22 protein-coding genes, 4 tRNA genes and 1 pseudogene are annotated in these 23,513 nt (G+C 45.6%); 6 read left to right on the top strand and 21 right to left on the bottom strand.

The window, feature by feature from the left end:
- Nucleotides 1–23: 23 nt before the first annotated feature.
- From V6D44_RS05710 to V6D44_RS05700, 3 genes are all read right to left on the bottom strand, one after another.
- Nucleotides 24–1,187 (bottom strand): hypothetical protein, encoded by a 1,164-nt coding sequence (locus tag V6D44_RS05710; protein WP_333516320.1) that lies wholly within the window; start codon nt 1,185–1,187, stop codon nt 24–26.
- A 10-nt stretch (nt 1,188–1,197) separates the two neighbouring features.
- The gene (locus V6D44_RS05705) at nt 1,198–1,938 is read right to left on the bottom strand and encodes a hypothetical protein (protein ID WP_202327772.1); all 741 of its coding nucleotides are present in this window, start codon (nt 1,936–1,938) and stop codon (nt 1,198–1,200) included.
- Nucleotides 1,939–2,095: 157 nt separating this feature from the next.
- Nucleotides 2,096–2,566 carry a GNAT family N-acetyltransferase gene (locus V6D44_RS05700; RefSeq protein ID WP_202327771.1) on the bottom strand — a complete coding sequence of 157 codons (471 nt, stop codon included), beginning with the start codon at nt 2,564–2,566 and terminating at the stop codon, nt 2,096–2,098.
- Nucleotides 2,567–2,676: 110 nt separating this feature from the next.
- Between V6D44_RS05700 and rapG the strand changes: the two genes are divergently transcribed.
- Complete coding sequence (gene rapG, locus V6D44_RS05695; protein WP_087993687.1) at nt 2,677–3,774, top strand: response regulator aspartate phosphatase RapG; 1,098 nt, start codon at nt 2,677–2,679, stop codon at nt 3,772–3,774.
- Nucleotides 3,775–3,891, top strand: a complete 117-nt coding sequence (locus V6D44_RS05690) for a Phr family secreted Rap phosphatase inhibitor (RefSeq protein WP_087993686.1) — start codon at nt 3,775–3,777, stop codon at nt 3,889–3,891.
- A gap of 293 nt (nt 3,892–4,184) precedes the next feature.
- Here the strand turns inward: V6D44_RS05690 and rocF are convergent, their stop codons facing one another.
- From rocF to rocD, 3 genes are all read right to left on the bottom strand, one after another.
- Nucleotides 4,185–5,075, bottom strand: a complete 891-nt coding sequence (rocF, locus tag V6D44_RS05685; RefSeq protein WP_087993685.1) for an arginase — start codon at nt 5,073–5,075, stop codon at nt 4,185–4,187.
- 73 nt (nt 5,076–5,148) lie between these two features.
- Nucleotides 5,149–6,552 (bottom strand): amino acid permease, encoded by a 1,404-nt coding sequence (locus tag V6D44_RS05680; RefSeq protein ID WP_253268732.1) that lies wholly within the window; start codon nt 6,550–6,552, stop codon nt 5,149–5,151.
- Nucleotides 6,553–6,775: 223 nt separating this feature from the next.
- Nucleotides 6,776–7,981 (bottom strand): ornithine aminotransferase, encoded by a 1,206-nt coding sequence (gene rocD, locus V6D44_RS05675; protein WP_333516319.1) that lies wholly within the window; start codon nt 7,979–7,981, stop codon nt 6,776–6,778.
- A gap of 240 nt (nt 7,982–8,221) precedes the next feature.
- Between rocD and rocR the strand changes: the two genes are divergently transcribed.
- A complete protein-coding gene (gene rocR / locus V6D44_RS05670) occupies nt 8,222–9,607 on the top strand; it encodes an arginine utilization regulatory protein RocR (protein ID WP_202327768.1) in 1,386 nt (461 codons plus the stop codon).
- A gap of 251 nt (nt 9,608–9,858) precedes the next feature.
- Here the strand turns inward: rocR and V6D44_RS05665 are convergent.
- The 14 genes and pseudogenes from V6D44_RS05665 to dnaB form a co-directional block, all read right to left on the bottom strand.
- Nucleotides 9,859–9,986, bottom strand: a pseudogene (locus tag V6D44_RS05665) (hypothetical protein).
- A gap of 18 nt (nt 9,987–10,004) precedes the next feature.
- The gene (gene htrC, locus V6D44_RS05660; RefSeq protein ID WP_202327767.1) at nt 10,005–11,207 is read right to left on the bottom strand and encodes a serine protease HtrC; all 1,203 of its coding nucleotides are present in this window, start codon (nt 11,205–11,207) and stop codon (nt 10,005–10,007) included.
- An 81-nt stretch (nt 11,208–11,288) separates the two neighbouring features.
- On the bottom strand, nt 11,289–12,083 hold the full coding sequence (locus tag V6D44_RS05655; protein WP_087993681.1) for an MBL fold metallo-hydrolase: 795 nt from the start codon (nt 12,081–12,083) through the stop codon (nt 11,289–11,291).
- A gap of 19 nt (nt 12,084–12,102) precedes the next feature.
- Nucleotides 12,103–12,945, bottom strand: coding sequence for a two-component system regulatory protein YycI (locus V6D44_RS05650; RefSeq protein WP_202327766.1), 843 nt, complete (start codon nt 12,943–12,945; stop codon nt 12,103–12,105).
- Nucleotides 12,932–14,299: a two-component system activity regulator YycH gene (gene yycH, locus V6D44_RS05645; RefSeq protein WP_202327765.1), complete on the bottom strand. Its 1,368-nt coding sequence runs from the start codon at nt 14,297–14,299 to the stop codon at nt 12,932–12,934. The genes V6D44_RS05650 and yycH overlap by 14 nt, the downstream gene beginning before the upstream one ends.
- A complete protein-coding gene (walK, locus tag V6D44_RS05640; RefSeq protein WP_087993679.1) occupies nt 14,289–16,124 on the bottom strand; it encodes a cell wall metabolism sensor histidine kinase WalK in 1,836 nt (611 codons plus the stop codon). Before walK ends, yycH begins: the two co-directional genes overlap by 11 nt.
- A 7-nt stretch (nt 16,125–16,131) precedes the next feature.
- Nucleotides 16,132–16,839 (bottom strand): cell wall metabolism DNA-binding response regulator WalR, encoded by a 708-nt coding sequence (walR, locus tag V6D44_RS05635; RefSeq protein WP_032731843.1) that lies wholly within the window; start codon nt 16,837–16,839, stop codon nt 16,132–16,134.
- A gap of 381 nt (nt 16,840–17,220) precedes the next feature.
- Nucleotides 17,221–17,293 (bottom strand) — tRNA-Phe (locus V6D44_RS05630).
- 35 nt (nt 17,294–17,328) lie between these two features.
- A tRNA-Asp gene (locus tag V6D44_RS05625) sits at nt 17,329–17,405 on the bottom strand.
- Between the two features lie 81 nt (nt 17,406–17,486).
- Nucleotides 17,487–17,558, bottom strand: a tRNA-Glu gene (locus tag V6D44_RS05620).
- Nucleotides 17,559–17,567: 9 nt separating this feature from the next.
- Nucleotides 17,568–17,643 (bottom strand) — tRNA-Lys (locus V6D44_RS05615).
- A 222-nt stretch (nt 17,644–17,865) separates the two neighbouring features.
- Entirely contained in the window at nt 17,866–19,158 is a 1,293-nt protein-coding gene (purA, locus tag V6D44_RS05610; RefSeq protein WP_087993677.1) for an adenylosuccinate synthase, read from the bottom strand.
- Between the two features lie 204 nt (nt 19,159–19,362).
- The gene (locus V6D44_RS05605) at nt 19,363–19,785 is read right to left on the bottom strand and encodes a VOC family protein (RefSeq protein WP_333516318.1); all 423 of its coding nucleotides are present in this window, start codon (nt 19,783–19,785) and stop codon (nt 19,363–19,365) included.
- A gap of 117 nt (nt 19,786–19,902) precedes the next feature.
- Nucleotides 19,903–21,267, bottom strand: coding sequence for a replicative DNA helicase (dnaB, locus tag V6D44_RS05600; RefSeq protein ID WP_039074908.1), 1,365 nt, complete (start codon nt 21,265–21,267; stop codon nt 19,903–19,905).
- A 169-nt stretch (nt 21,268–21,436) separates the two neighbouring features.
- Between dnaB and V6D44_RS05595 the strand changes: the two genes are divergently transcribed.
- The gene (locus V6D44_RS05595; RefSeq protein WP_148963182.1) at nt 21,437–21,637 is read left to right on the top strand and encodes a DUF2188 domain-containing protein; all 201 of its coding nucleotides are present in this window, start codon (nt 21,437–21,439) and stop codon (nt 21,635–21,637) included.
- 46 nt (nt 21,638–21,683) lie between these two features.
- On the opposite strand, the gene V6D44_RS05590 is transcribed toward V6D44_RS05595, so the two are convergent.
- The gene (locus V6D44_RS05590; protein ID WP_087993674.1) at nt 21,684–21,887 is read right to left on the bottom strand and encodes a hypothetical protein; all 204 of its coding nucleotides are present in this window, start codon (nt 21,885–21,887) and stop codon (nt 21,684–21,686) included.
- 120 nt (nt 21,888–22,007) lie between these two features.
- Here V6D44_RS05590 and V6D44_RS05585 point away from each other — a divergent pair, with 120 nt between their 5' ends.
- Together V6D44_RS05585 and V6D44_RS05580 are read left to right on the top strand one after the other, a co-directional pair.
- Nucleotides 22,008–22,151 carry a YycC family protein gene (locus tag V6D44_RS05585; RefSeq protein WP_064815417.1) on the top strand — a complete coding sequence of 48 codons (144 nt, stop codon included), beginning with the start codon at nt 22,008–22,010 and terminating at the stop codon, nt 22,149–22,151.
- 72 nt (nt 22,152–22,223) lie between these two features.
- Nucleotides 22,224–23,426 carry a CynX/NimT family MFS transporter gene (locus V6D44_RS05580; RefSeq protein ID WP_202327763.1) on the top strand — a complete coding sequence of 401 codons (1,203 nt, stop codon included), beginning with the start codon at nt 22,224–22,226 and terminating at the stop codon, nt 23,424–23,426.
- Nucleotides 23,427–23,513: the final 87 nt, after the last annotated feature.

The raw sequence follows: 23,513 nt of genomic DNA, 5'->3' as shown, positions 1-23,513 counted from the left end.
AAATAATGTGACAATATTGCCGCTTAAAACCCCTTCATCACTTCAAAATCATACAGCTTCAAATGACTCTTCGGCGTCACGACATCCTTTACCTTCCCGATCTCTTTTTCTTTCACTTTCTTTCCGGTTTTCAGGCTGTATTGTTCAATATATGCAGGCTGGTTATATGTGTATGTGAAGAAATAAAGACTGCTGCCTTTTCGGGTGATTTCTTTGAAATCGGCTTTCATTTTTTCTGGTGAAAGAGTGAAGGCGATGCTTGATTTTCCTGTCTTTGCATCGATTTTGTACACCTTTCCGAAGCCGTCAATGAAGTACAGGTATCCATCATAAGAGAAAAAGCTGTTTTTAAAGCTGAAGGGCATGGAGCTGTATATCGTTTGTTCGTCGTTTTTGTATTTGGCGATGTCGTGCAGTTCCACTTTGCCGCTTTTCTTGTTGATTTTGACCATTTGATATAGATTGCTCGCCTTTTGGCCGCGAATCATGACATAAACAGCTTGATCATCCACAGCAAGCTGGGATTCGACTGAGGCTCCTTCCCGGTATTGCCATTCCGTCATCGTTTGATAGGTAAGCTTCTTCTGATCGGCTTGAATCTGGAGGAGTTGATAGCTTTTTTCGTCAGCTGTTGGAACGAGTGCGTAAATGGCGCCGTCATGAAAACCGGAGGCTCGGATGTAGTAGGGGATGACGTCTTTTTTCCACTCTCCGTCCATCTGGCGGTACAGCTCTGAACGGTACCCGTCTCCCTTTTTGTCGTAGCCGGAGTTGTAGAGGGTGTAAAAACCGTCCGTCTGTTGTAAAAAGCCCGCGCTGTCACCGGTGTGTTGATAGGCTCTTTTATGGGAGCGCAGGCCGTTTTTGATTGTGAAAATCGTGTTTTTGTCCTCCAGCATCACACTGTCGCCGTGAATCTTGGCTGAGCCCAGCTCAAGGCCCTTCATCTTAAAAGAAGACAGCGACCCGTCTTGGCTGATGAACAGGGCGTAGCTTTTCCCGCCGCCGAATGCATCTTGATCCGCAGAGGTTGAGAGATACAGCAGGCTGTCCTTGTCGTCCAGAAAATCGGTGTCGCTGAGATCCTGCTGACTCACGGCTTTATGGCTTGTGAGAGGAGAAACGAAGACAAATAGTGCGATCCCTGCGAGAATCAGCATGGCGATGGTAATCATCCACTTCTTCATATCTTTCTCCTTAGTAAATGGTCATGATGGTTGACGTATAGGAAGAGCTTGTAATGTCGCGCGGATATACGCCTAAGCCTCCGTTGCCATCTATATCAATGCCTGCTTTCAGCAAAAAGGCGGACCATAGGAGCTTTGAACAGTTTTTGGCGCCATCATGGCCGGTATTTCTGTTATTAACGAAGTTAAATGAGTATGCGTCGCCGACTCTTGAGACCGCCCAGTCGGCAGCGGATGTTTTTTGAGATGAGGTTACGCTGACTGTTTGCACGATGGAGTTGTCTTCCACGTCTCTGGCATTGTAAGCGATCTGCCTGACCCCGTCGCTCGGGACAGATTCAACAATTTTGTCAGCCGCGGAGTACATGCCGACGTGACCGTGGTTGTAGAAGGCTGTGTAGGAGTTGGTGTAATAGATATTCCCTTTCGCGCTTGTCGGGAGTTTTTTCGTGCCGGACGAGCCGCCCATGATAGACATGCCGCTTCCCTTGGCGAGCCTGTCGCCTTCTGCTTTATCCGCAGTGATTTCCTCATAGAACTGCTTCAGAATGACGTCTTGCTTGACGTGCTGCTGTTTGGCAATCTGGCTGGCGGACTTCATGATTTCTTCCGGTGTCGTGCCTGGCTGCAGTGCGGCGATTTCTTCTGCATAGTTTGTGGTTTTTACGGCTTTGGCGGGAGAAACATACAGTCCGCCACACATCATTGTAAGCGCTACCATAAACAATACCATCCGTTTCTTGAACTTCATTACATCTCCTCTTTTCTTTTGAATGTAGGAAAGGTGACTTCCTTCACCCACATTATATTAGGAAAATAAGGAAAGTAACTAGGTCATTTACAGAATTTTTAGAAATCATTTACAGAAGGCTGTCCGCAAAAAAAGGCCTTTATCAGGCCCTTTACGTTTAAAGCTTCTTGCTCATCACCACGTCTGTTTCTTGAAATCCGGTTCGCTCGTATAGCTTCCGCGCTGTCTGATTATGGGCAAATACATGGAGGGACAGCTTCCGGATTCCCATGCTGCGTGCTGTCTGATCTAATGCCGCCAATGCTTGCTTTGCATAACCCTTGCCCCGGTATGGTTCATATAACCCGAAATCGTAAATAAACGCTTCCTGTTGCGCATGCTCCGGTTCTGCATGTATCCAGAGCCAGCCAACGATTTTCTTTTCATTCAGCGTGAGACTCCATAAGTGATGATGGGGGGTTTCCAGCCCTTTCGGAAGCAGATTGGAAAAGACCTGCCTAGACAATAGCTGTGCGTCTTCAGGCTGCCATGTTCCCGCCTTTACCTTTTCTTCCGCATAATGCTTGGTCGTATACGTGAGATAAGACCGGAATTGTTCTGTCTGCATGGGAGTCAGTATCATTGTCATATCATCGCTCCTTCATATATTGACTATAGGATTTTACATAAAATAGAAAGAGGTGTTACTATCAGAATAAACAACTGAGATTGATAAGTCACGAGAGAAAGGAGTTTCAAATGAATAAGATTGCACCCGCAGAAATCGCTAACATGCTCAATGACTGGTACCTTGCGATCAAGAAACATGAAGTTGAAGAGTCCGCCCGTTTGTTTGAAGAAGTGAAGCCTTTATTGGATGACATGGAAGAGGATCAGGAGGTGCTTGCCTACTTCTCCTTATTGGAACTGCGCCACAAGGTTTTGCTTCACGAGGCGAGAGGACAGGGTTTTCAGCATGAGGAGCCTTCTCATATGAATGCTGCGTCAGACATGCTGAAATATTACTTTTTTCTGTTTGAAGGCATGTACGAAGCCTATAAAAATAATTACGATATTGCCATTGGGCTGTATAAAGAGGCCGAGCAGTATCTTGGCAACGTTCCCGACCCGATTGAGAAAGCCGAATTCCACCTGAAGGTCGGTAAGCTCTATTATAAGCTGGGACAAAATATTGTGTCCCTCAATCATACACGGCAAGCGGTCAAAACGTTCAGGGAAGAGACCGATTATAAAAAGAAACTGGCCTCGGCGCTGATCACCATGTCAGGCAATTTTACCGAGATGAGCCAGTTTGAAGAAGCTGAAACATATTTGGACGAAGCGATTCGGATCACGAGAGAATTAGAGGATTATTTTTTTGAAGCCCAGCTTTTGCATAACTTCGGACTTCTTCATGCGCAAAGCGGCAAATCAGAAGAAGCGGTCTCCAAATTAGAAGAGGCCCTACAACACGAAGAATACGCCCGCTCCGCCTATTACTATCATTCTGCCTATTTGCTGATACGTGAGCTGTTTAAGATTCAAAAGAAAGAACAAGCTTTATCTTATTACCAAGAAGTGAAGGAAAAATTGACAGCCGAGCCGAATAGAATATGTGAGGCAAAAATAGATATTTTATATGCGATTTATGCAGAAGGAGGTCATGCGGAAACGTTTCACTTATGCAAACAACATATGGATGATTTGGTGTCCTGGAAAGAGTTTGACAGTGTAAGAGAACTTTCCATTTTGGCTGGTGAAAAGTACAGAGAGCATGAGCTTTACAAAGAAGCTGCCCACTTTTTTTATGAAGCATTACAAATTGAAGAACTCATCAAACGAACGGAGGTTATATAAATGAAAAAATATCTGATTGGTGCAGGCATCGCAGCGGTGATTTTATCAGGATGGTTTATTGCGGACCACCAAACTCATTCACAGGAGATGAAAGTCGCTGAGAAAATGATTGGGTAAATGAAATACCCCCGCGGGATGCGGGGGTTCAATTTAACGAAAGAATCCTAAAACGGTTTGTAGTTTTAGGATTCTTTCATATTTTCAGCGTGATTGAAAACCCTTGAAGTCTAGGAAGAGCGAGCATTGGAGCAGTCTTTCACAGGATGTGATGACGGCGGTGTTTAGGCAGGACGCCTAAGCATTTAGCCGCCGTTCCTTTCGTAATTCGTGAGCACCAACGCGCAGGCCTGACAACGAATGCAAGGGTTTGTCGACACGCTGAACCCCCCGCGGATGCGGGGGTTTTCTTATTACAACAGCTTCTTACCGAGCAGAGATTCTACGAGCTCCACTGCTGTTTGTCCAGTCTTGTTTTCGTGGTCAAGAATTGGATTGACCTCCACGAATTCAGCTGAGGTGATGATACCCGCGTCATACAGCATTTCCATAGCCAAATGGCTCTCCCTGTAGCTGATGCCGCCGATAACAGGGGTTCCGACACCCGGTGCGTCGTTCGGATCAAGTCCGTCCAGATCGAGGCTGAGATGGACGCCGTCACATGCTGATAAATAATCAAGGGTTTCTTCGATCACCTTTGTCATGCCAAGACGGTCGATTTCGTGCATCGTGTACACCTTCATGCCGCTCTCCCTAATATACTTGCGCTCCCCTTCATCAAGTGACCGGGCGCCGATGATGACGACGTTTTCCGGTTTGATTTTAGGCGCGTAGCCTTCAAGGTTAACCAGTGACTCGTGGCCGATGCCGAGGCTGACGGCAAGCGGCATACCGTGAATATTGCCTGACGGTGATGTTTCAAGCGTATTCAGGTCGCCGTGCGCGTCATACCAGATGACGCCGAGATGATCGTAATGCTTCGCTGTACCTGCCAGTGTGCCGATCGCAATACTGTGGTCTCCGCCAAGGACAAGCGGGAATTTTTTCTCTTCAATGACTTTGTTGACCTTTTGAGCGAGTTTTTCATTTCCCGCCAAAACGGAATTCAGGTTCTTCAGTTCTTCGTCATTTTTGATCTTTTCGCGGTTGATCGGAATGTCACCGAGATCTTCAACCGTATAACCCATGTCTGACAGCCTCTCAATCAGATGGGCGTACCGGATGGCGCTCGGGCCCATGTCCACTCCGCGTCGTGCTTGTCCTAAATCCATTGGCATTCCAATAACCGAAATCGTTTTATCCATCTGTGATTCCACCTCAACATATAAGATAATGTCCTATGCGGGTTATAACAAAGATGACTTGCGGACAATGTGTTTAAAGCTCTAGCTGACGATTTGCCTGCTGGCGTTTTTTAATGACGACATGATAAATGATGTAGCAAATGATCATAAACGGGATGCCGCAATACAGCGCGATACGCTGCTCCGGATCAAATGCAAGGCTGATGAGAACGACCGTATTTAACGTCAGGCCGATCAGCGGAAGCACCGGATACAGCGGTGTTTTGAATTTCAAATCTTCCTTCTTGCCGCCTTCACGGATAAATTTGCGTCTGAACATAATTTGAGAAAGCGTAATCGTGATCCAGCCGACCTGGGCGCTCATGCCCGCCAAAGATAGAAGCACCATATACACGGTTTCAGCCGCCGCCACTTTTGATATGAGCGATAGGCAGGCCACAGCCATCGTTACGATTAATGCGTTCAGCGGCACACCTCGTTTGTTTGTTTTGCCCAGCGCTTGGAAGGCCTGTCCTTCATTCGCCATCGCGTACAGGATACGTGTTGATGCGTATAAACCTGAATTCGCAACAGATAATAGCGCGATTAAAATAACAAAGTTCATGATATCAGCGGCATACGGGATTCCGATTTGTTCAAATACCGCAACAAACGGACTTTCCACAACTCCAGCCTGTTTCCACGGAATCATGCCGGCAATGACAATGATGGATAGAACAAAGAAGACAAGCGTTCTCCATACTGTCTGTTTGATAGACCGCGGAATCGTTTTTTCAGGATCTTCACTTTCTCCGGCTGCAACCCCGATCAGCTCAGTCCCCTGGAATGCGAAGTTTACGGCAATCATCGTTATCAATATTGCCTTTATCCCGTTCGGGAATAACCCGTCTTCATAAAAATGTGTCAAAAACGGTGCCTGCTCTCCGCCTTTCAAATCAATCAGGCCAAACATGGCAGCTCCGCCGAGAATAATAAATAAAAGGATAATCAAAATTTTAATGCCTGAGAACCAGAATTCCGATTCTGCAAAGGCTTTGGCTGTTATTGCATTTAGTATAAACATCAGTGCCGCAAATACCAGACACCAGATCCACACGTCTACGTGCGGAAACCAGCGGAGCATCAGCTGCCCCGCTGATAAGAATTCAATGGCGCATGTAACCGCCCAGCCGAGCCAGTACAGCCAGCCGAACGCAAATCCAAAGGCCGGGCTGATAAATTTTGTCGCATAGGTCTGGAAGGACCCCGACACAGGAAAGGCGACTGCCAGCTCCCCTAAGCAGAGCATCGTCAAAAACATGATAAAGCCGCCTACTAAATAGGACAGAACCGCGCCGAGCGGTCCCGCTTCGTTAATGGTAAACCCGGTTCCAAGGAAGAAACCGGTTCCGATCACTCCGCCCAATGAAATCATGAACAAGTGGCGTGATTTCATTGTCCGCTGGAGCTGATTTCCGTTATCTTGGTTTGTATTCACATTCTGCACCCCTTCAGCAACTTGTATTGGATCTAAGCTGGAATGACTACACGGTGCATATCCCAGTTTGCTGTCCAAAGAGCCTTTATCTATTTAATATAAAATTCACTTCTTCTCATAAAGATACATTATACTAAAATACTGTAGCTGAGCAAATAGGGAGTGCTTAATTTTCTGTTGTAAATTTATACAAACGAAGTGAATATCCCGCCATGGTGCGGATTTATGCGTTTTGCAGCACGTGCTTAATTTTCTCTATTGCCCAATCCAAATCTTTTTTCGAAATGATTAATGGCGGTGCAAAACGAATAACTGTATCATGCGTTTCCTTGCATAAAAGCCCTTCTTTCTTCAAGCGCTCACAATAAGGACGCGCGGCTTCCGTCAATTCCACACCGATAAACAGCCCTCTGCCGCGGACTTCTTTAATGACAGGGTTATCAATGCTCTCAAGTTCTCTTTTAAAGTATTCGCCAAGCTCAAGAGAACGTTCCGCCAGCTTTTCATCCTCCATCACTTCCAACGAAGCGATAGACACCGCACATGCAAGCGGGTTTCCGCCAAATGTCGAGCCGTGTGAGCCCGGGTTAAACACGCCTAAGATCTCGCGGTCCGCCGCAATGCATGAGATCGGGAACACACCGCCGCCAAGCGCTTTACCCAAGATATACATATCGGGAACAATGCCGTCCCAGTCACACGCAAACGTCTTGCCTGTTCGTCCAAGACCCGTCTGAATCTCATCGGCAATAAACAAGACATTCTCTTCCTTACAAATCGCCGCCGCTTCCTGTGAAAATCCTTCAGGCGGAATGACAATGCCCGCTTCGCCTTGAATCGGTTCGAATAAAAATGCCGCTGTATTCGGCGTAATGGCCTGACGAAGCGCTTCCGCATCGCCGTAAGGGATTAACTTGATTCCCGGAAGCATCGGGCCGAATCCTCTTTTATATTCCTCTTCAGAAGACAGAGATACCGCCAGCATCGTCCGGCCGTGGAAGTTCCCGACACATGCGATAATTTCAGCTTGATTGTCTGCCACGCCTTTTACTTCATAAGCCCAGCGTCTCGCCGCTTTCACCGCAGATTCAACCGCTTCAGCTCCTGTATTCATCGGCAAAATCATCTCTTTGCCCGTCAGCTTAGCTGTTTTTTCGTAAAATGGCCCCAGCTGATCGTTGTGAAACGCGCGTGACGTGAGGGTAATTTTATCAGCCTGATCCTTCAATGCCTGAATGATTTTCGGGTGTCTGTGCCCCTGGTTTACCGCAGAATAAGCACTCAGCATATCCATATATTCATTGCCTTCCGGGTCCTTTACCCAAGCACCCAGCGCTTCAGAAATGACAATCGGGAGCGGATGGTAATTGTTGGCTCCATAATGAGACGTCTGATCAATAATTTCTTTGGATTTAGATAAAGCTGGCATATTTGAATTCCCCCTTGTTTTCTGTTTCAACATGTTATCCTGCTTTCCCTTTTTATAAATGCAAGTTCTGTGCCAAATCAAGATTTCGTGTGTTTTCTACAATTTTCGAGGATAAGGTGCAAAAACATTCTGATATTTCAAGCAAAAATTTCAGCAAGTGCAAAATTCTTTTGCATATCCTCTCCATTCTTTTATAAAATAGAAGCAATATTAAGAAAATAATTGAGGGAGGTTCATACAGTGGTCAAGGACAGCGAATTCCTCACATTGGTTTTTCAGAGTATTTTGGATGAGATTGATGTTGGCCTGCACGTGGTAGACGAGCATGGAAACACGATCGTTTATAACAACAAAATGATGCAGATTGAAGATATGGAGAAGCATGACGTCCTCAATAAAAACCTGATGGATGTGTTTATGTTTTCTAAACAGCAGGACAGCACCCTGGTACAGGCCCTTCAGGAAGGCACAACGATTAAAAATGTGAAGCAGAGCTACTTCAATAATAAAGGCCAGGAAATCACGACGATCAATCATACATATCCCATCGTCCAAGACGGCAAAATCAGGGGCGCAGTCGAAATTGCCAAGGATGTGACAAAGCTTGAACGGCTGATCAGGGAGAATATGAACAAAAAAGGCAGCACAACATATACATTTGACAGCATTCTCGGCACCAGCCCGGCCATTCAAGATGTCGTCGAAAACGCCAAACGGGCAACGAGAACGTCATCATCGGTCCTTCTCGCAGGCGAAACCGGCACGGGAAAAGAGCTATTCGCGCAAAGTATTCATAACGGCAGCGATCGCTCAGGCGGCCCGTTTATTTCACAAAACTGCGCGGCGCTGCCAGACAGCCTTGTAGAAAGCATTTTGTTTGGAACGAAAAAAGGGGCGTTTACAGGCGCTGTCGACCAGCCCGGACTGTTTGAACAAGCACATGGCGGCACGCTGCTGTTAGATGAAATCAACTCGCTGAATCTGAGTCTTCAGGCGAAGCTGCTGCGCGCTCTTCAGGAACGGAAAATCAGGCGCATCGGTTCGACAAAGGATACGCCGATTGACGTGCGTATAATTGCCACAATGAACGAAGACCCGATTGACGCGATTGCGGGCGAACGAATGCGGAAGGACTTGTATTACAGGCTGAGCGTCGTGACACTGATCATCCCGCCGCTTCGGGAACGAAAGGAAGACATTTTGCTTCTCGCATCGGAGTTCATTCAGAAAAACAACCACCTGTTCCAAATGAATGTCGAACACATCAGCGAAGATGTGAAGCAATTTTTCCTATCCTACGACTGGCCGGGAAATATACGTGAGCTTGAGCATATGATCGAAGGCGCAATGAATTTCATGACGGATGAGCAAACGATTACGGCTTCCCATCTGCCCTATCAATACCGCATGAAAATCAAGCCAGCCAACATCTCAGAACCGGAAACAGCAAGACACCAGCCGGCCGCGGACTTAAAAGAAAAAATGGAGAGCTTCGAAAAATATGTGATTGAAAATGTGTTAAGAAAGCACGGCCATAACATCTCACAAGCTGCTCAGGAGCTTGGCATCAGCAGACAAAGCCTTCAATACCGGCTGAAGAAATTTTCCCACCCGCCTGCCGAGTAACAGTCCTATTCCGGCGCAGGAAGCCAGACGTGTATGTCGTTAAACGGCAAAGCTCACACCCAACTGCAACAGCGGAAAAGCCTTCAAACATCATGTTGACAGCAAACCGCAATCACAAAAAACATCGCGCTGAACACATGCAAAAGGCACAATAAAATCTTCTGTATCGAGGGAAGAAAAAGAAATCTATGTATACATCATAAAATTCATCACCAGCAACCATACGGAACAAACCATTAAGTCAATGCTGGTCAGTCCTTGCCTGCTGTTTCACGTGTAACACCCATCTTGTATGTTTCTTCATATTCGATAGATCCTTTTTCAACTGAACGGGCGTGACCCTCGTTCAGTTTTTTTGCATAAAAAAACAGTCTGGCACGGTGCCAGACTGTTTCTGTTAACTTCCTAATTGGTCTGCGGAGGAGAGCTGAATGTCAACGGATTTTTCTTTTCCGGCGCGGTAAAACTTCACTTTCACCCGGTCACCGACTTTTTTCTGATAAAGCCGTTTCCGCAGATCAACAATGTCATTTACTTTGTGACCGTCAAATTCTGTGATGACATCCAGTTCCTTAAGCCCTGCTTTTCCGGCAGGTGAGAAGGCATCTACCCCCATCACAACCGCTCCATTGGTGACATCCTTAGGAAGCTTCAAAGTTTCGTCCCAATGATAGCTGGCGATGTCGCTTAGCGATTTCATCTCAATGCCAAGGAACGGACGTTTAACCTCGCCGTATTTCTCCAAATCCTCTATCACCGGGATCACAAGCTTAGACGGAATCGACAGGCCAATTCCTTCAACCGCCGACTCGGCAATTTTCATTGAATTGATGCCAATGACTTTTCCGTCCATATTTAACAAAGCGCCGCCGCTGTTCCCAGGGTTAATGGCCGCATCTGTTTGCAGGACTTCTGCGTTCCAGTCAGGCTGCCCATCACCGTTCGAATCCACTGGGATGGCTCTCTCCGTTCCCGAGATGACGCCCTGTGTGACAGAGCCTGCAAATTCAAGGCCTAACGGGTTCCCGATCGCAATAACCGGCTCCCCTGATTTCACTTTATCTGAATTACCGAAATCAGCGACTGCTTTAATTTTATCGCTTTTTACTCGTAAAACAGCAAGGTCCATCAGCTGGTCGCTGCCGATCAGTTCAGCCGATACACGCGAGCCGTCTTTCAGGCTGATTTCAATTTGGGAAGCGCCCTCGATGACATGATGGTTGGTCACGACATAAGCGGAGTTGTCATTTTTCTTATAGATGACGCCAGAGCCGCTCCCAGCCTCACCGCTCTCTCCCCAAATATCTGATTTTTGAATGTTCACAACACCGACAACGGCGGGCGACACATTGCTGACAATCTTGGTGACTGCGTTGTTGACACTGACATTCACCGTTCTGATTGATTCCCGGTTATTGTTGTTCTGCTGCTCTTCTAAGACGCCCGTATCTATCCCTTCATTTGAAAGGTACGGCATGATAAACGCCATTAATACGGCACCGACAATCACGCCAATCAGACTAGAAAGGAAATATCCTTTTTTGCTTCTCTTTGGCTGTTCAGGAGCAGTATGTTCTTCCTCACGATCGTAATCCACCATATTCCATCCTTTCCAAGAACGTTAATATGGTTATATTGTGGGTTAGAAACTCCTATAATAGTCATGATTTACATAGAAAAATTATACAGCGCAGAGCGGTGTGGCCTTCTTCGGGTCGGTATCAAACAAATCAAATGTTTCCCCCGTCACAAACCCTTTAGAAGCCAATGTCTGCTGTACAGACATTCTCGCCAGATCCTTCATGTTGTTGTCCTGGCTCAAATGCGCCAAATAAATACGAGACGTCTCGTCGCCAATGACATCGGTCATCGCTAAGGCAGCATCTTCATTTGAAACGTGCCCGACGTCACTTAAAATCCGCCGCTTAATGCTCCATGGATATCTCCCCATTTGCAGCATGCCGACATCGTGATTGCTTTCAAACACAAACATATTCGCTGAGCGGATGATCCCTTTCATCCGGTCGCTGACGTACCCCGTATCTGTCATTAAAGCAAGCTTTCGGCCGTTATAATGGAACACATAAAACATGGGCTCCGCCGCGTCGTGTGAGACGCCAAACGATTCCACATCAAGTCCGCCGAACGACTTCACCGTCTCCATCGGAAACACAAATTTTTGATCGGTATCAATTTTGCCAATTTGGTTCTCCATCGCTTTCCATGTCTTCTCATTCGCATAGATCGGAAGCTTGTACTTTCTGGCGACCACGCCAAGGCCCTTAATATGGTCACTATGTTCATGCGTCACAAAAATGCCGTCTACATCATCCAGCTTACGCCCGATTTGCGCCATCAATCCATCCATGGCTTTCCCGCTCAAACCGGCGTCTACCAAAAATGCGTGATCCTCAGTTTCAAGGTAAAACGCATTTCCCGTACTCCCGCTCGCAAGTACGCTAAATTGCAAGCTCATGTGTCTCACTCCATTATTTTCATTGATCTGTATCTAAAATCGTACTCTCCAAAGCATTCACTGTAAAATACTCTTGCACTGTCTTTTTCTCACCGTTCACTTTTTTATCGTACTCGACTGTAATTCTCCATACCGGCGCCAGCACCTGTGTACTTGTCAGCGGATATTGCGCGACGTAGCCGAATTTGACACTTTTTATCGTACTGTTCTCTTTTAATTGATTTTGATAGTACAATAACTCAACCGCATCCATTTCAGTGATTAGGCTTTCCTTCTGAATTTGCTTAAAGGTCTCAAGCGTCGTCTGGTCGTATGACACAACCTCGTTTTTATCGTTTAAACGCAAAATCACTTGCCCGATCATATTAGAAGAAGTGTCGGTCTGCTGATAAATATAATGGCCCTCATATGTTTGGAAGAAAATAATTTCTTTTTGCGATTTATCAACCTTCCAAAGCTCATATTTTTCACCATCTTGGATTTTCGAAGAAACAAACGCCTGAGCATCGTCCTCAATCTTCTTCTTTGACAGGGCGATCGGATTCGTAAATTTCATTTTCAGGGTCGTTACTTTACGATCATCACTAGGCATGTCCATCAACGGCTTTTGATCCTTGAGCGCCTCAATTTCGTCCTTGGTGAAGGCCTTTTGATTCGCTGTGATTCTGTAGCCTTCTGTTGCTTCCTTATTCAGCCCTTCATACGTAATATGATCGGCCTTCATGTCATGCTCGACATCATTTTTAATGACTTCATAATCTTTGCTGGTAGACTGCCATTTTTGAAAAAACTGATAGCCTAAAAAAATATCTAAAATGAGGAAGGCAACGATGAAGATTGATTTTGTCTTATTCCACTCCACTGTTTGCCCCCTCCTTCGTTAATAAGTCCTTCGTGATCGGCACAATTTTCCCGTTTATTTTCATCCCCCAAACCGGTTCCAGTTCAACAAGAGGGTCATTATTGGATGATGTTGATACCAATTGATACGCAAGGAAGATCTGATCAATTTTATCCGTATTATATGCCGTTTGTTTAGAAAGCAGCATCTTCACTTCGCTCCCGCTCATCAGCTCAGTCTCTGTCGTTTTAATCGGATTCGTTCCGAGACTGTAATTCGGCCGCTTATAGCTGAGAATTTCATCGTTGGCCCATTGCACCGTAATCGCGGATGTCGCTCCGAATGGTTTGGCGGTACTGTTAATGACCGGCATCTGGTCCATAAAGATATAGAAGCTTAACTGCTGGCTGTCATTGATATTGAAAAATTGATAGTGATCTGTCCAGCTGCCCGTATCCTCAAGGTATTTTTGGCTCTTTTTAATTAATTCACCTGTTTGATAGGAAGTGCTCTGCACCAAATTGCGCTGTTGGAATTGTACCTGGCGCTGGCTTAGATTCACATCTAAACGGCTGATTCCATCTGTCAGCACATTTCTGTTGTTGTAATTCGAATCTTCCCTTACAATACTTGGATCGCTGAACAAGGCCTGCTTAAAGGTGTTTGTTTTAATCGATTCTGTGACAAATTCTTTTTTGTCCATCGTAAGCGTTTTGTTCGACAGCAGAAACTCTTTCTTTGAACCGATAGAAAACAGACTGAATGCCGGCATGTTTGATTGACTGTTTTTCAAGTCATTCATCATGTTCCGGTAGTTAGCCGATTCAACAGTCACTTCCAGAATCAGCTGCTTGCTGAAAGACACCAAATAGATTTTCTTGTTCGCTTTTGTTTCATTAATCGGAATCAAAATGTGGTCAAATGAACTGTACTCAAATGACTGGTTAGACCATTTAAACAGCGTTTGGAAGATATCAATAGGAATCGTGTCGTTGAATTGCAAGTCAAGCTTCGCATCATAACCGCTTATCCCGTAAAACCAGCTCTTAAATGAAGTCTTGTCATACTGATCAGAAATATCTTTGATCCCTTTTACATCCCAATGCGGCAAGTCAGACCAGACTTCATTATAAAGTGAATCATCATTCACTTTATAATGAGCGCCGCCATCATGGATAAACATGTCCCTCGGCCTTACCGTTTCAGACAGCTTTTGGGTGTTTTTTTCGATTTTATGCTTCTCACGCACAGTAGACGCTGTTGATGATGAGCCTCCGGAAAAGTTTGGCTGGAACGTCCATATCCCCCACGTAAACACAAGGCTGATGACGACGAGTATCGTAAGTAATATCGTTTTTATATTTTCACGCTTCATCCCAATCATCCTCTTGTTCCTCTTTATATGGAAGAGTAAATGTAATCGTCGTGCCTTTTCCTTCTATGCTGTCCGCCCAAATATCCCCGCCATGCGCCTGAACCATTTCTCTGGCAATCGCCAGTCCCAGACCGGTGCCGCCGAGCTTTCTCGTTCTTGCTTTATCCACCCTGTAGAAGCGGTCAAAGACTTTTTCGACATCTTTTTTCGGAATACCGATCCCTTCATCCTTGACGCTGATATAGAGAAGCTCTTCCTCTTCGTTTACGTCAATTGAGAACGTCACATGTCCGCCTTCCGGTGAGTATTTTAAAGCGTTGGAAATAATATTATCAAGCACTTGTGTAATTTTATCCTGGTCAATCTCAACGTACAGATTTCTGTCCGGCAGATTACGAATAAATTCCACATGCTGTTCTTTTGTCATTTCAAAACGGTCAATAATCAGAGACATAAACCGGACAATTTGAATCCATTCCCGGTTAAATTGATAATCCTTGCTGTCGAATTTCGAAAGCTGAAGCAAATCATTGACAAGCCGGATCATGCGCTCTGTTTCATTTTGCGTCACCATTAAGAAACGCGGGGCAATGTCTTTATTTTCCCACGCACCTTCAGCTAACGCTTCTAAATAACTGCGCATTGTCGTAAGCGGCGTCCGCAGCTCGTGTGATACATTCGCCACGAATTCTCTGCGTTCCTGATCCATTTTCTCTTGCTCGGTTACATCGTAAAGAACAGCAATTAAGCCATCAATTTTGCCATGTTCCCTTTGAATCACAGAGAAATTCACGCGAAGCACTGTTAGTTGATCATCTCGCTCAATTTCAAGCAGCAAAGAATCCTGCTGCTCCACTAAATCTTCAAACGTATAATTCTCTTGAATCCCCAACAAACTCGTAATCGGCATTTCTAAAGCTGTTTCACGTGAAACGTTCAACAGCTCCAGCGCCGGGCTGTTTAAAAGAATAATCGCTCCGTTTCGGTTTGTAGCGATAACGCCGTCTGTCATATAAGCAATAACAGAGGCAAGCTTTCTGCGCTCTCCTTCTGTCATCGCCTGGGCATCTTCAAGCTCTTTCGTTAAGTGATTAAACGTGGTGGCGAGCTGCCCGATTTCATCATGCCCATACTTTTTAACCTTCCTCGAGAAATTCCCTTTCGCGAGCTCCATGGCCTGCTTTCTCATATCTGAAAGCGGATGGGTGATGGTTCGTGCCAGAAAAATACCGAGAAGGGCGGTCAAAACGAGCGCCAAACCAGTGCCGGACGCCAGTATCGTGTTGATAGTCTTCATTTGATTAAAGACATCTTCCATACTCGCGACAACATAGATCGCGCCGACAACCTCTTGGTTTTCAGTCATGACAGGCTTTGCGGAAATGAGAACTCTGATTTTGCTTTTCGGGTCATAGTACTTTCTTAAATACGATTGTTTAGTAGAAAAAATCCTTTTAAATATCAGATCGGTCGTTTGTTTCCCTGCCACTTCCTCACCATACGGCTTTGAAGAACCGACCACTTCATAGCTTTTATCTACAAAACTAATTTCCCGGACCTCATCACTTTTCGTGAAATCATTCAATATACGGCTGACGTCATCCTTAATAACGGTGCTGTCGTTATCGCTTTTATATTCTTGTTCGATATAGTAAGAAAGGTTGTCGATTCGCTGATTCAGTGATTGTTCATAAGAGCTCATCAGTGATTTCTCGACCTGATTGACAAAATACACCCCAATGATTTGCATGGCAATGATGATCAAAAGCACATATATCAAGGTAATCTTAAATTGGATCGACCGAAAAAAACCAACCTTATTCATAAGGGCATTAGTCCTGTTCTGGATTTCTCAAGTAATAACCTACGCCGCGGCGTGTGACAATCCAATTTGGATGGCTTGGGTTATCCTCAATTTTTTCACGAAGCCGGCGGACTGTTACGTCAACCGTTCTGACGTCACCAAAGTAATCATAACCCCAAACGGTTTGAAGCAAATGTTCACGGGTCATCACTTGTCCGATATGTTTTGCTAAATAATGAAGCAATTCGAACTCACGATGAGTCAATTCGATTGTTTCATCTCGTTTTGATACGACGTACGCGTCAGGGAAGATGACAAGAGAGCCGATATGAATTTCGTTAGAGGACGACTCTTCCTCCGCAGGCGCTGTTGTCAGCTGGCGGCGCAAGTTCGCTTTCACACGAGCCAGAAGCTCACGTGTGCTAAATGGTTTTGTGACATAGTCATCAGCACCGATTTCAAGCCCGATGACCTTGTCAATTTCTGAATCCTTAGCCGTCAGCATAATGATCGGCATATCGTATTTCTTTCTGACTTCACGGCACACTTCAACGCCGTCTTTATTAGGAAGCATAATATCTAAAAGAATTAAATCAGGCTGAAGCTCTTCTACCATTTCAACCGCTTCATTTCCGTCGTGGGCACAGTGCACTTCATAGCCTTCTTTTCTTAAGTTAAATTCCAATATATCTGCAATCGGTTTTTCATCATCTACTACAAGGATCTTCTTATCCATCATTTTGATTTCCTCCTGCCGAATAACTTCTTTTCATCTAAATAACATTCGTTTCATCACTTATGGCCCGTGTAAACATTGGGTCCTTGTCTATTATAACGGTTAAAGGTCAAAAGATAAAAAAAATAAAGGTTTAGAAAAAAACACATGTTTCACCTTTATCCGCCAATTGTTTCTCTTTTGTCATGCTAGTCAAATTTTTATAAAAAAGATAACTTAACTGAAACCTCCCGACATCGGAGTGCGTCTTTATCGATGACGTCTTCTTCTTTGAGCCGGCCGCAGGGCCGGTTCTCCCTTTTTCTTCTATTATAACACTTCTCATGTTCGCCTTTTCCTAAAAGAAAAAACGCACCTACAATTGCAGATGCGTTTGGTAAGTGGCTCGGGACGGAATCGAACCGCCGACACACGGATTTTCAGTCCGTTGCTCTACCAACTGAGCTACCGAGCCAAATGTTTTATTTTTCTCTACTAAGTAAAGTAAAATGGCGGTCCGGACGGGACTCGAACCCGCGACCTCCTGCGTGACAGGCAGGCATTCTAACCAACTGAACTACCGGACCTTACAGTAATTGCCTGGAGAGCTGTCGTGTCAGCCCTCGCAGACAAATAAGGAATTTAGCAATAACGCTAAAGTAAATCAATGACCCGTACGGGATTCGAACCCGTGTTACCGCCGTGAAAGGGCGGTGTCTTAACCGCTTGACCAACGGGCCTTCACGAAATGGTGAGCCATGAAGGACTCGAACCTTCGACCCTCTGATTAAAAGTCAGATGCTCTACCAACTGAGCTAATGGCTCTTAAGATGTCGGAGTTTCCATAGAGCAAACAACTTTGACCAAGTTCTTATCTAGTACTCTATTGAAGCAGTTTCCGTAACAACGAGATTTATAATATCACGAACAAATAGAAGTGGCAATAACTTTTTTGGTTTTTTTCATATTTTTTTCTTAGACCAACTTAGATGCGGCTTTCAAACAAAAAACAAGCCCCTGGATTCAGGGGCCTGAAGCATAATCTATTTAGTTCGCACGGTACACGCTGCGAAGGACATTTGTCTGTGAACGGTCTGGGCCGACAGAGAAAATAGAAAGCGGAATGCCTGTCAGCTGAGACACACGCTCAAGATAGTGACGCGCGTTTTCCGGAAGCTCGCTCAAGCTTTTCGCACCTGTGATATCCTCAGTCCATCCCGGCATTTCTTCATATACCGGCTCACAATCAGCAAGTGCTTTAAGGCTTGCCGGGAATTCTTCAATGATTTCGCCTTTGTAGCGGTACGCCACACAGATTTTCAGCGTTTCAATTCCTGTTAAAACGTCGATTGAGTTCAGAGAAAGATCTGTAATTCCGCTCACACGGCGGGCGTGGCGGACAACGACGCTGTCAAACCAGCCGACACGGCGCGGACGGCCTGTTGTTGTTCCATACTCCCGTCCGACTTCACGGATTTGATCGCCGATTTCATCTTTCAGCTCAGTCGGGAAAGGACCGTCGCCGACACGAGTCGTATATGCTTTTGATACACCGACAACGTGCTGAATTTTGGTCGGGCCGACGCCAGATCCGATCGTGACACCGCCGGCAACCGGGTTAGATGACGTAACAAATGGGTATGTTCCTTGGTCGATATCGAGCATTACCCCTTGCGCGCCTTCAAATAACACGCGGCGCCCATCATCAAGCGCATCATTTAAGACAACAGATGTATCGCAGACATATTTTTTAATCTGCTGGCCGTACTCATAATATTCGTCTAAGATATCCTCAATTTTAAACCCTTCTGTCTCGTACATTTTCTCGAGCAGGCGGTTTTTTTCTTCAAGATTGCGTTCAAGCTTCTCCGCAAACGCGTCACGGTCTAACAGATCCGCGATGCGAATTCCGATGCGGGCTGCTTTATCCATATAAGCAGGGCCGATTCCTTTTTTCGTTGTGCCGATCTTGTTAGCCCCTTTTCGCTCTTCTTCCACTTCATCCAATTTCAAGTGATACGGCAGAATGACGTGAGCTCTGTTGCTGATTCTCAGGTTGTCTGTACTGACGTTGCGCTCATGAAGATACGCAAGCTCTGTGACTAATGCTTTCGGATCTACAACCATTCCGTTTCCGATCACACACGTTTTATCCTTATAGAAAATTCCAGACGGGATTAAGTGAAGCTTGTATGTGACTCCGTCAAACTTGATTGTGTGCCCTGCGTTATTTCCGCCTTGATAACGGGCGATCACTTCTGCATTTTCTGAGAGGAAATCTGTAATTTTACCTTTTCCTTCATCGCCCCATTGCGTACCTACTACAACTACTGAAGACATGTCCGTGCACCTCCGTTAACCTTTAAAACGATTCTATTCAAACAAATCAAGTTTATCAGTGAAGAAACAGAAAGTCAATCTTAAATCCGAACATTAAATTAATATAAAACTATATTCGTTCGCTTCCATTCTTTTTAGAAGCGTTTTCTAACGGCTTCGTCATAAAAAGCTTGTGAAACTTTTGTCCTTTAGCATGAAAAAGTATCACTTGCCTGAAATCCCTTTGGTATTCATAAAAACGACTCGCCAGCCGTCTGGATCCTCTATCGTCACGCCTCCATGACTCCAGTACGGGTTCTCTGATTCGACCTCTTGATAGCCCATGTGTTTTAGCCTTGAAGTGACCGATGCCAGTTCATTCACATTCGGCACATAAAAAACGAGGAGGCTGTCGGGATGTGAAACTGGAGCAGTGCTTTCCCCATCCTCATACTGGGTGATTTCCAAATGATAATCGGCATGAGGAAGGCCGAACATGACACCTCCATACCCGTTATGCTGCGAAAATCCGCCAATTCGTTTCAAGTCCAGTCCCTCTTCGTAAAAACGAATGATCTCATCAAGCTGGCCTGTAGGCCGCGCAATCCGGATTTGCGCTGCGTGAAAAGATGAAAAACAGTATCCCATGTTACCATCTCCTTTACGCCCTATTTTATTAAACCGCTTTCAAATTCACATCCGCTGTGCGTCCGGTTTTTCTTCCATCTTTCGAATGAAAAAAACCCCAAGATCAGCTCTTGGGGTTTATGCACCGGGCGGAACACCTGCGTCATCAAAACGCCGTTCCAGGTTGACGAATTTATTGTATTCTTTTACGAACGCAAGAGACACGGTTCCTACCGGGCCGTTACGCTGTTTGGCAATAATGATTTCGATAATATTTTTATTCTCAGATTCTTTGTCATAGTAGTCGTCACGATAAAGGAACGCGACAATATCCGCGTCCTGCTCGATACTTCCAGATTCCCGGATATCAGACATCATCGGACGTTTATCCTGACGCTGCTCAACGCCCCGGGAAAGCTGAGAAAGCGCGATAACAGGGACTTGCAGCTCCCTGGCGATCGACTTCAGTTCACGGGATATTTCTGATACTTCCTGCTGACGGTTATCCTTTGAACGTCCGCTTCCCTGAATCAATTGCAGATAGTCTATCAAAATCATGCCTAGTCCGCTTTCCTGCTTCAAGCGGCGGCATTTGGCGCGGATTTCACTCACGCGGATACCCGGTGTATCGTCAATGTAAATCCCGCTGTTCGACAGGCTTCCCATCGCCATTGTCAGTTTGCCCCAATCCTCTTCCGTCAGGTTGCCGGTACGAAGATTTTGGGCATTGATGTTTCCTTCGGCACAAAGCATACGCATAACGAGCTGCTCTGCACCCATCTCAAGACTGAAAATCGCTACGCTCTCGTCGGTTTTGGTCGCCACGTTTTGTGCGATGTTCAGGGCAAAGGCCGTTTTCCCCACTGACGGACGGGCGGCGACAATGATCAAATCGTTGCGCTGGAACCCGGCAGTCATCCGGTCAAGCTCCGTAAATCCTGTCGGAATTCCGGTTATATCGCCTTTACGATTGTGAAGCTGTTCGATATTGTCATAGGTCTGGACAAGGACGTCCTTAATGTTTTGGAAGGCACTCGTGTTTTTGCGCTGCGCCACTTCCATAATCGTTTTTTCCGCTTCACTGAGTAAATCCTCGACCTCATCCTCACGGGTATATCCGTCTTGAGCGATGGTTGTCGCAGTTCTGATTAATCGGCGAAGAATCGATTTTTCCTCAACGATTTTCGCATAATATTCTATGTTAGCCGCTGTCGGCACTGAGTTTGCGATATCTGTCAGATACGAAATGCCACCCACTTCTTCCAGCAGTTCTGTGTTCGCAAGCTCTGACGTAACCGTCACTAGATCAACCGGTTCACCTCTGTCACCGAGCACCAGCATCGCATTATAGATTTTTTGGTGGGACATTCTATAGAAATCATCTGGAATCAATACTTCTGAAGCCAGTGTTAAAGCAGACGGCTGTAAAAAAATAGCGCCTAACACGGCTTGTTCGGCTTCTATATTTTGCGGAGGAAGCCGATCATTTAGAAGGTCTGTCATGCTAAGCACCGTCCTCTCATTAAAAAATCTCCAAACTCCATTCTACCATTTCTACAGAAAAAAAATAGAAAAATTGTCTGTTTCCTGTTTTTTTCAGGTAGCCGATTGGATCGTTTCGGACAGTAACAGGTCGGGAAAGACGAAATAAAACGTGAGGGAGGAATGAAAGATGATGAAAGAATATGCCGTTACACCCAATGTCGATGCGGATGGCTGGTTTATTAAGGTGGAGAATGTGGCGCCGACAGCTTTGTATACATCTAAAGACGCCGCAATTGAAAAGGCCAAACAGGTGGCAAAAGAAAACAGTCCGGCAAAGCTTGTGATTTATGACAAGTTTAAAAATGTAGAAGAGGAATACTCATATTAATGAATGAAACCCTTCGCGGCAGCGGGGGGTTTTTAGCGGTATCGCCTTATTTCATCCATTGGAAACCTGTGTGCATCATCAGATCCGCCGCTTTTTGATATAGATCCCACTCCTCGAACGAAGCACATTTCCCCATCAGTTCTTGAAGCTTTAGCCTCACTGCTAAATATTCTTCAAAGGTGACAGCTTTCTCAGTGTCTTTTTGTCGTTCATTCAGCATTTGTTTTAATAATGGCAACTGCGTGTACATAGGAACCCTCCTTACCTCTTTTATAACGGGCATTTTCGGATTGCTCTACTCCTTTGTGACATCTTCTTACGTTTCCCATCTGATTCTTGTACAATGGACAGAAGAGAGGAGGAATCTTTTGTGAGACCTTTGCAAATTTCTGCTGAAACTGCACAAAAGCTTGCAGAGTCCTTGAATCTGCCGCTTGAACAGATCATGCATATGCCTCAGCATATCCTGCTTGCCAAATTGGCCGAATTGCAGAAAGAAGAAGAACAATCGTAGCATTCGTTCGCATACTTGCTGATATCTTATGGAATTATATTTAGTATATGTTAGAAAGAAGGAGTAACTGCTTTGCCAAAACACAAAAACATCCAATCTTTTTGGCTGATCATCGGCATTATCTTTATCGCCTTTAACTTGAGACCAGCGATCACTTCAGTTGGTCCGGTCATCAGCTCAATCAGGGCAGATCTTCATATGTCGAATGGGACAGCCGGATTTTTAACAGCGCTGCCGCTGCTTTCGTTTGCGGTTCTTTCTCCGCTTGCGCCTAAGTTTGGACAGCGGCTTGGAAATGAACGGACCTTATGGCTCGGCCTTCTGATATTATTGATCGGGATTTTGCTTCGTTCTGCCGGCTTGATCTCGGCCTTATTTGCCGGAACGGCATTAATCGGCATCGGCATTGCCATCGGAAACGTTCTGCTCCCAAGCTTAATTAAGCATAAATACCCTGAAAAATCAGGAATCATGATCAGCTTATATACCACCTCAATGTGTATATTCGCCGCTTTAGCGTCAGGTGTCAGTGTACCTCTGGCAGCACAAATGGAGGGCGGATGGAAACAGGCCTTTCTCTTATGGGGCGGTTTAGCTTTCCTTGCATTGCTAATCTGGATTCCTCAGCTGCGCCACCGGGATACGGCAAACAAGGCGGTAAAGCTACAAACCAGTTCCATTTGGGCTTCCAAAATGGCATGGCATGTCACCATTTTTATGGGACTGCAATCCTTTTTATTTTACAGCAGCATCGCATGGTTTCCCGAAATTCTCCGTTCACACGGGATTGATACGTCAACAGCCGGATGGATGGTGTCACTCATGCAATTTGCGAGTCTGCCTTCCACGTTTCTGACACCTGTTTTCGCAGATCGCTTGAAACACCAGCGCGGCATTGTTGCGGGGCTGACTGCCGTTTATCTCATCGGGCTATGCGGATTGCTGGCGGGCGGCAGCCATATCCTGCTTGCCGTCTGGATGATCATCATCGGTATCGGACAAGGCTCCAGCATTAGTCTGGCGCTCACTTTGATTGGTCTCCGCAGTGAAAATGCCCAGCAGGCCGCCGCGCTGTCAGGCATGTCTCAGTCGTTCGGCTACCTGCTTGCAGCCATCGGGCCAATCTTTGTCGGCTATCTCTTTGACCAGACGCATTCATGGACAATGCCGCTTGTCCTTCTCATTGCCGCCCTGATCACAATGGGAGCAGCCGGGCTGGGAGCCGGTCGGGATCAATACATTCTTCAGCCAGAGAAACAAAGAAATTCAGCCTAAAAAGCGGGGAAGATCTCTCCGCTTTTTTCCATGAAATTCTTTGAATAGTTATGGTTTATTCATAAGTTTTTCATATTTGTTTTTTAC

The sequence above is a fragment of the Bacillus sp. 0209A genome, from assembly GCF_036765095.1.
In the GTDB taxonomy this organism is placed as follows: Bacteria; Bacillota; Bacilli; order Bacillales; family Bacillaceae; genus Bacillus; species Bacillus subtilis_G.
This window is presented reverse-complemented; position numbering and strand designations above follow the sequence as displayed.

Excerpts from the sequence above, each read along its gene's own strand:
- htrC (WP_202327767.1), bottom strand. The coding sequence starts at position 11,207 with ATGGTGGATTACGATCGTGAGGAAGAACATACTGCTCCTGAACAGCCA.
- purA (WP_087993677.1), bottom strand. The coding sequence starts at position 19,158 with ATGTCTTCAGTAGTTGTAGTAGGTACGCAATGGGGCGATGAAGGAAAA.
- yycH (WP_202327765.1), bottom strand. The coding sequence starts at position 14,299 with ATGAAGCGTGAAAATATAAAAACGATATTACTTACGATACTCGTCGTC.
- V6D44_RS05590 (WP_087993674.1), bottom strand. The coding sequence starts at position 21,887 with ATGTACACGCAGTTGCCATTATTAAAACAAATGCTGAATGAACGACAA.
- V6D44_RS05655 (WP_087993681.1), bottom strand. The coding sequence starts at position 12,083 with ATGAGCTTGCAATTTAGCGTACTTGCGAGCGGGAGTACGGGAAATGCG.
- V6D44_RS05595 (WP_148963182.1), top strand. The coding sequence starts at position 21,437 with ATGATGAAAGAATATGCCGTTACACCCAATGTCGATGCGGATGGCTGG.
- walR (WP_032731843.1), bottom strand. The coding sequence starts at position 16,839 with ATGGATAAGAAGATCCTTGTAGTAGATGATGAAAAACCGATTGCAGAT.
- walK (WP_087993679.1), bottom strand. The coding sequence starts at position 16,124 with ATGAATAAGGTTGGTTTTTTTCGGTCGATCCAATTTAAGATTACCTTG.
- V6D44_RS05690 (WP_087993686.1), top strand. The coding sequence starts at position 3,775 with ATGAAAAAATATCTGATTGGTGCAGGCATCGCAGCGGTGATTTTATCA.
- V6D44_RS05705 (WP_202327772.1), bottom strand. The coding sequence starts at position 1,938 with ATGAAGTTCAAGAAACGGATGGTATTGTTTATGGTAGCGCTTACAATG.
- rapG (WP_087993687.1), top strand. The coding sequence starts at position 2,677 with ATGAATAAGATTGCACCCGCAGAAATCGCTAACATGCTCAATGACTGG.
- V6D44_RS05710 (WP_333516320.1), bottom strand. The coding sequence starts at position 1,187 with ATGAAGAAGTGGATGATTACCATCGCCATGCTGATTCTCGCAGGGATC.
- rocD (WP_333516319.1), bottom strand. The coding sequence starts at position 7,981 with ATGCCAGCTTTATCTAAATCCAAAGAAATTATTGATCAGACGTCTCAT.
- V6D44_RS05700 (WP_202327771.1), bottom strand. The coding sequence starts at position 2,566 with ATGACAATGATACTGACTCCCATGCAGACAGAACAATTCCGGTCTTAT.
- V6D44_RS05605 (WP_333516318.1), bottom strand. The coding sequence starts at position 19,785 with ATGGGATACTGTTTTTCATCTTTTCACGCAGCGCAAATCCGGATTGCG.
- rocF (WP_087993685.1), bottom strand. The coding sequence starts at position 5,075 with ATGGATAAAACGATTTCGGTTATTGGAATGCCAATGGATTTAGGACAA.
- dnaB (WP_039074908.1), bottom strand. The coding sequence starts at position 21,267 with ATGACAGACCTTCTAAATGATCGGCTTCCTCCGCAAAATATAGAAGCC.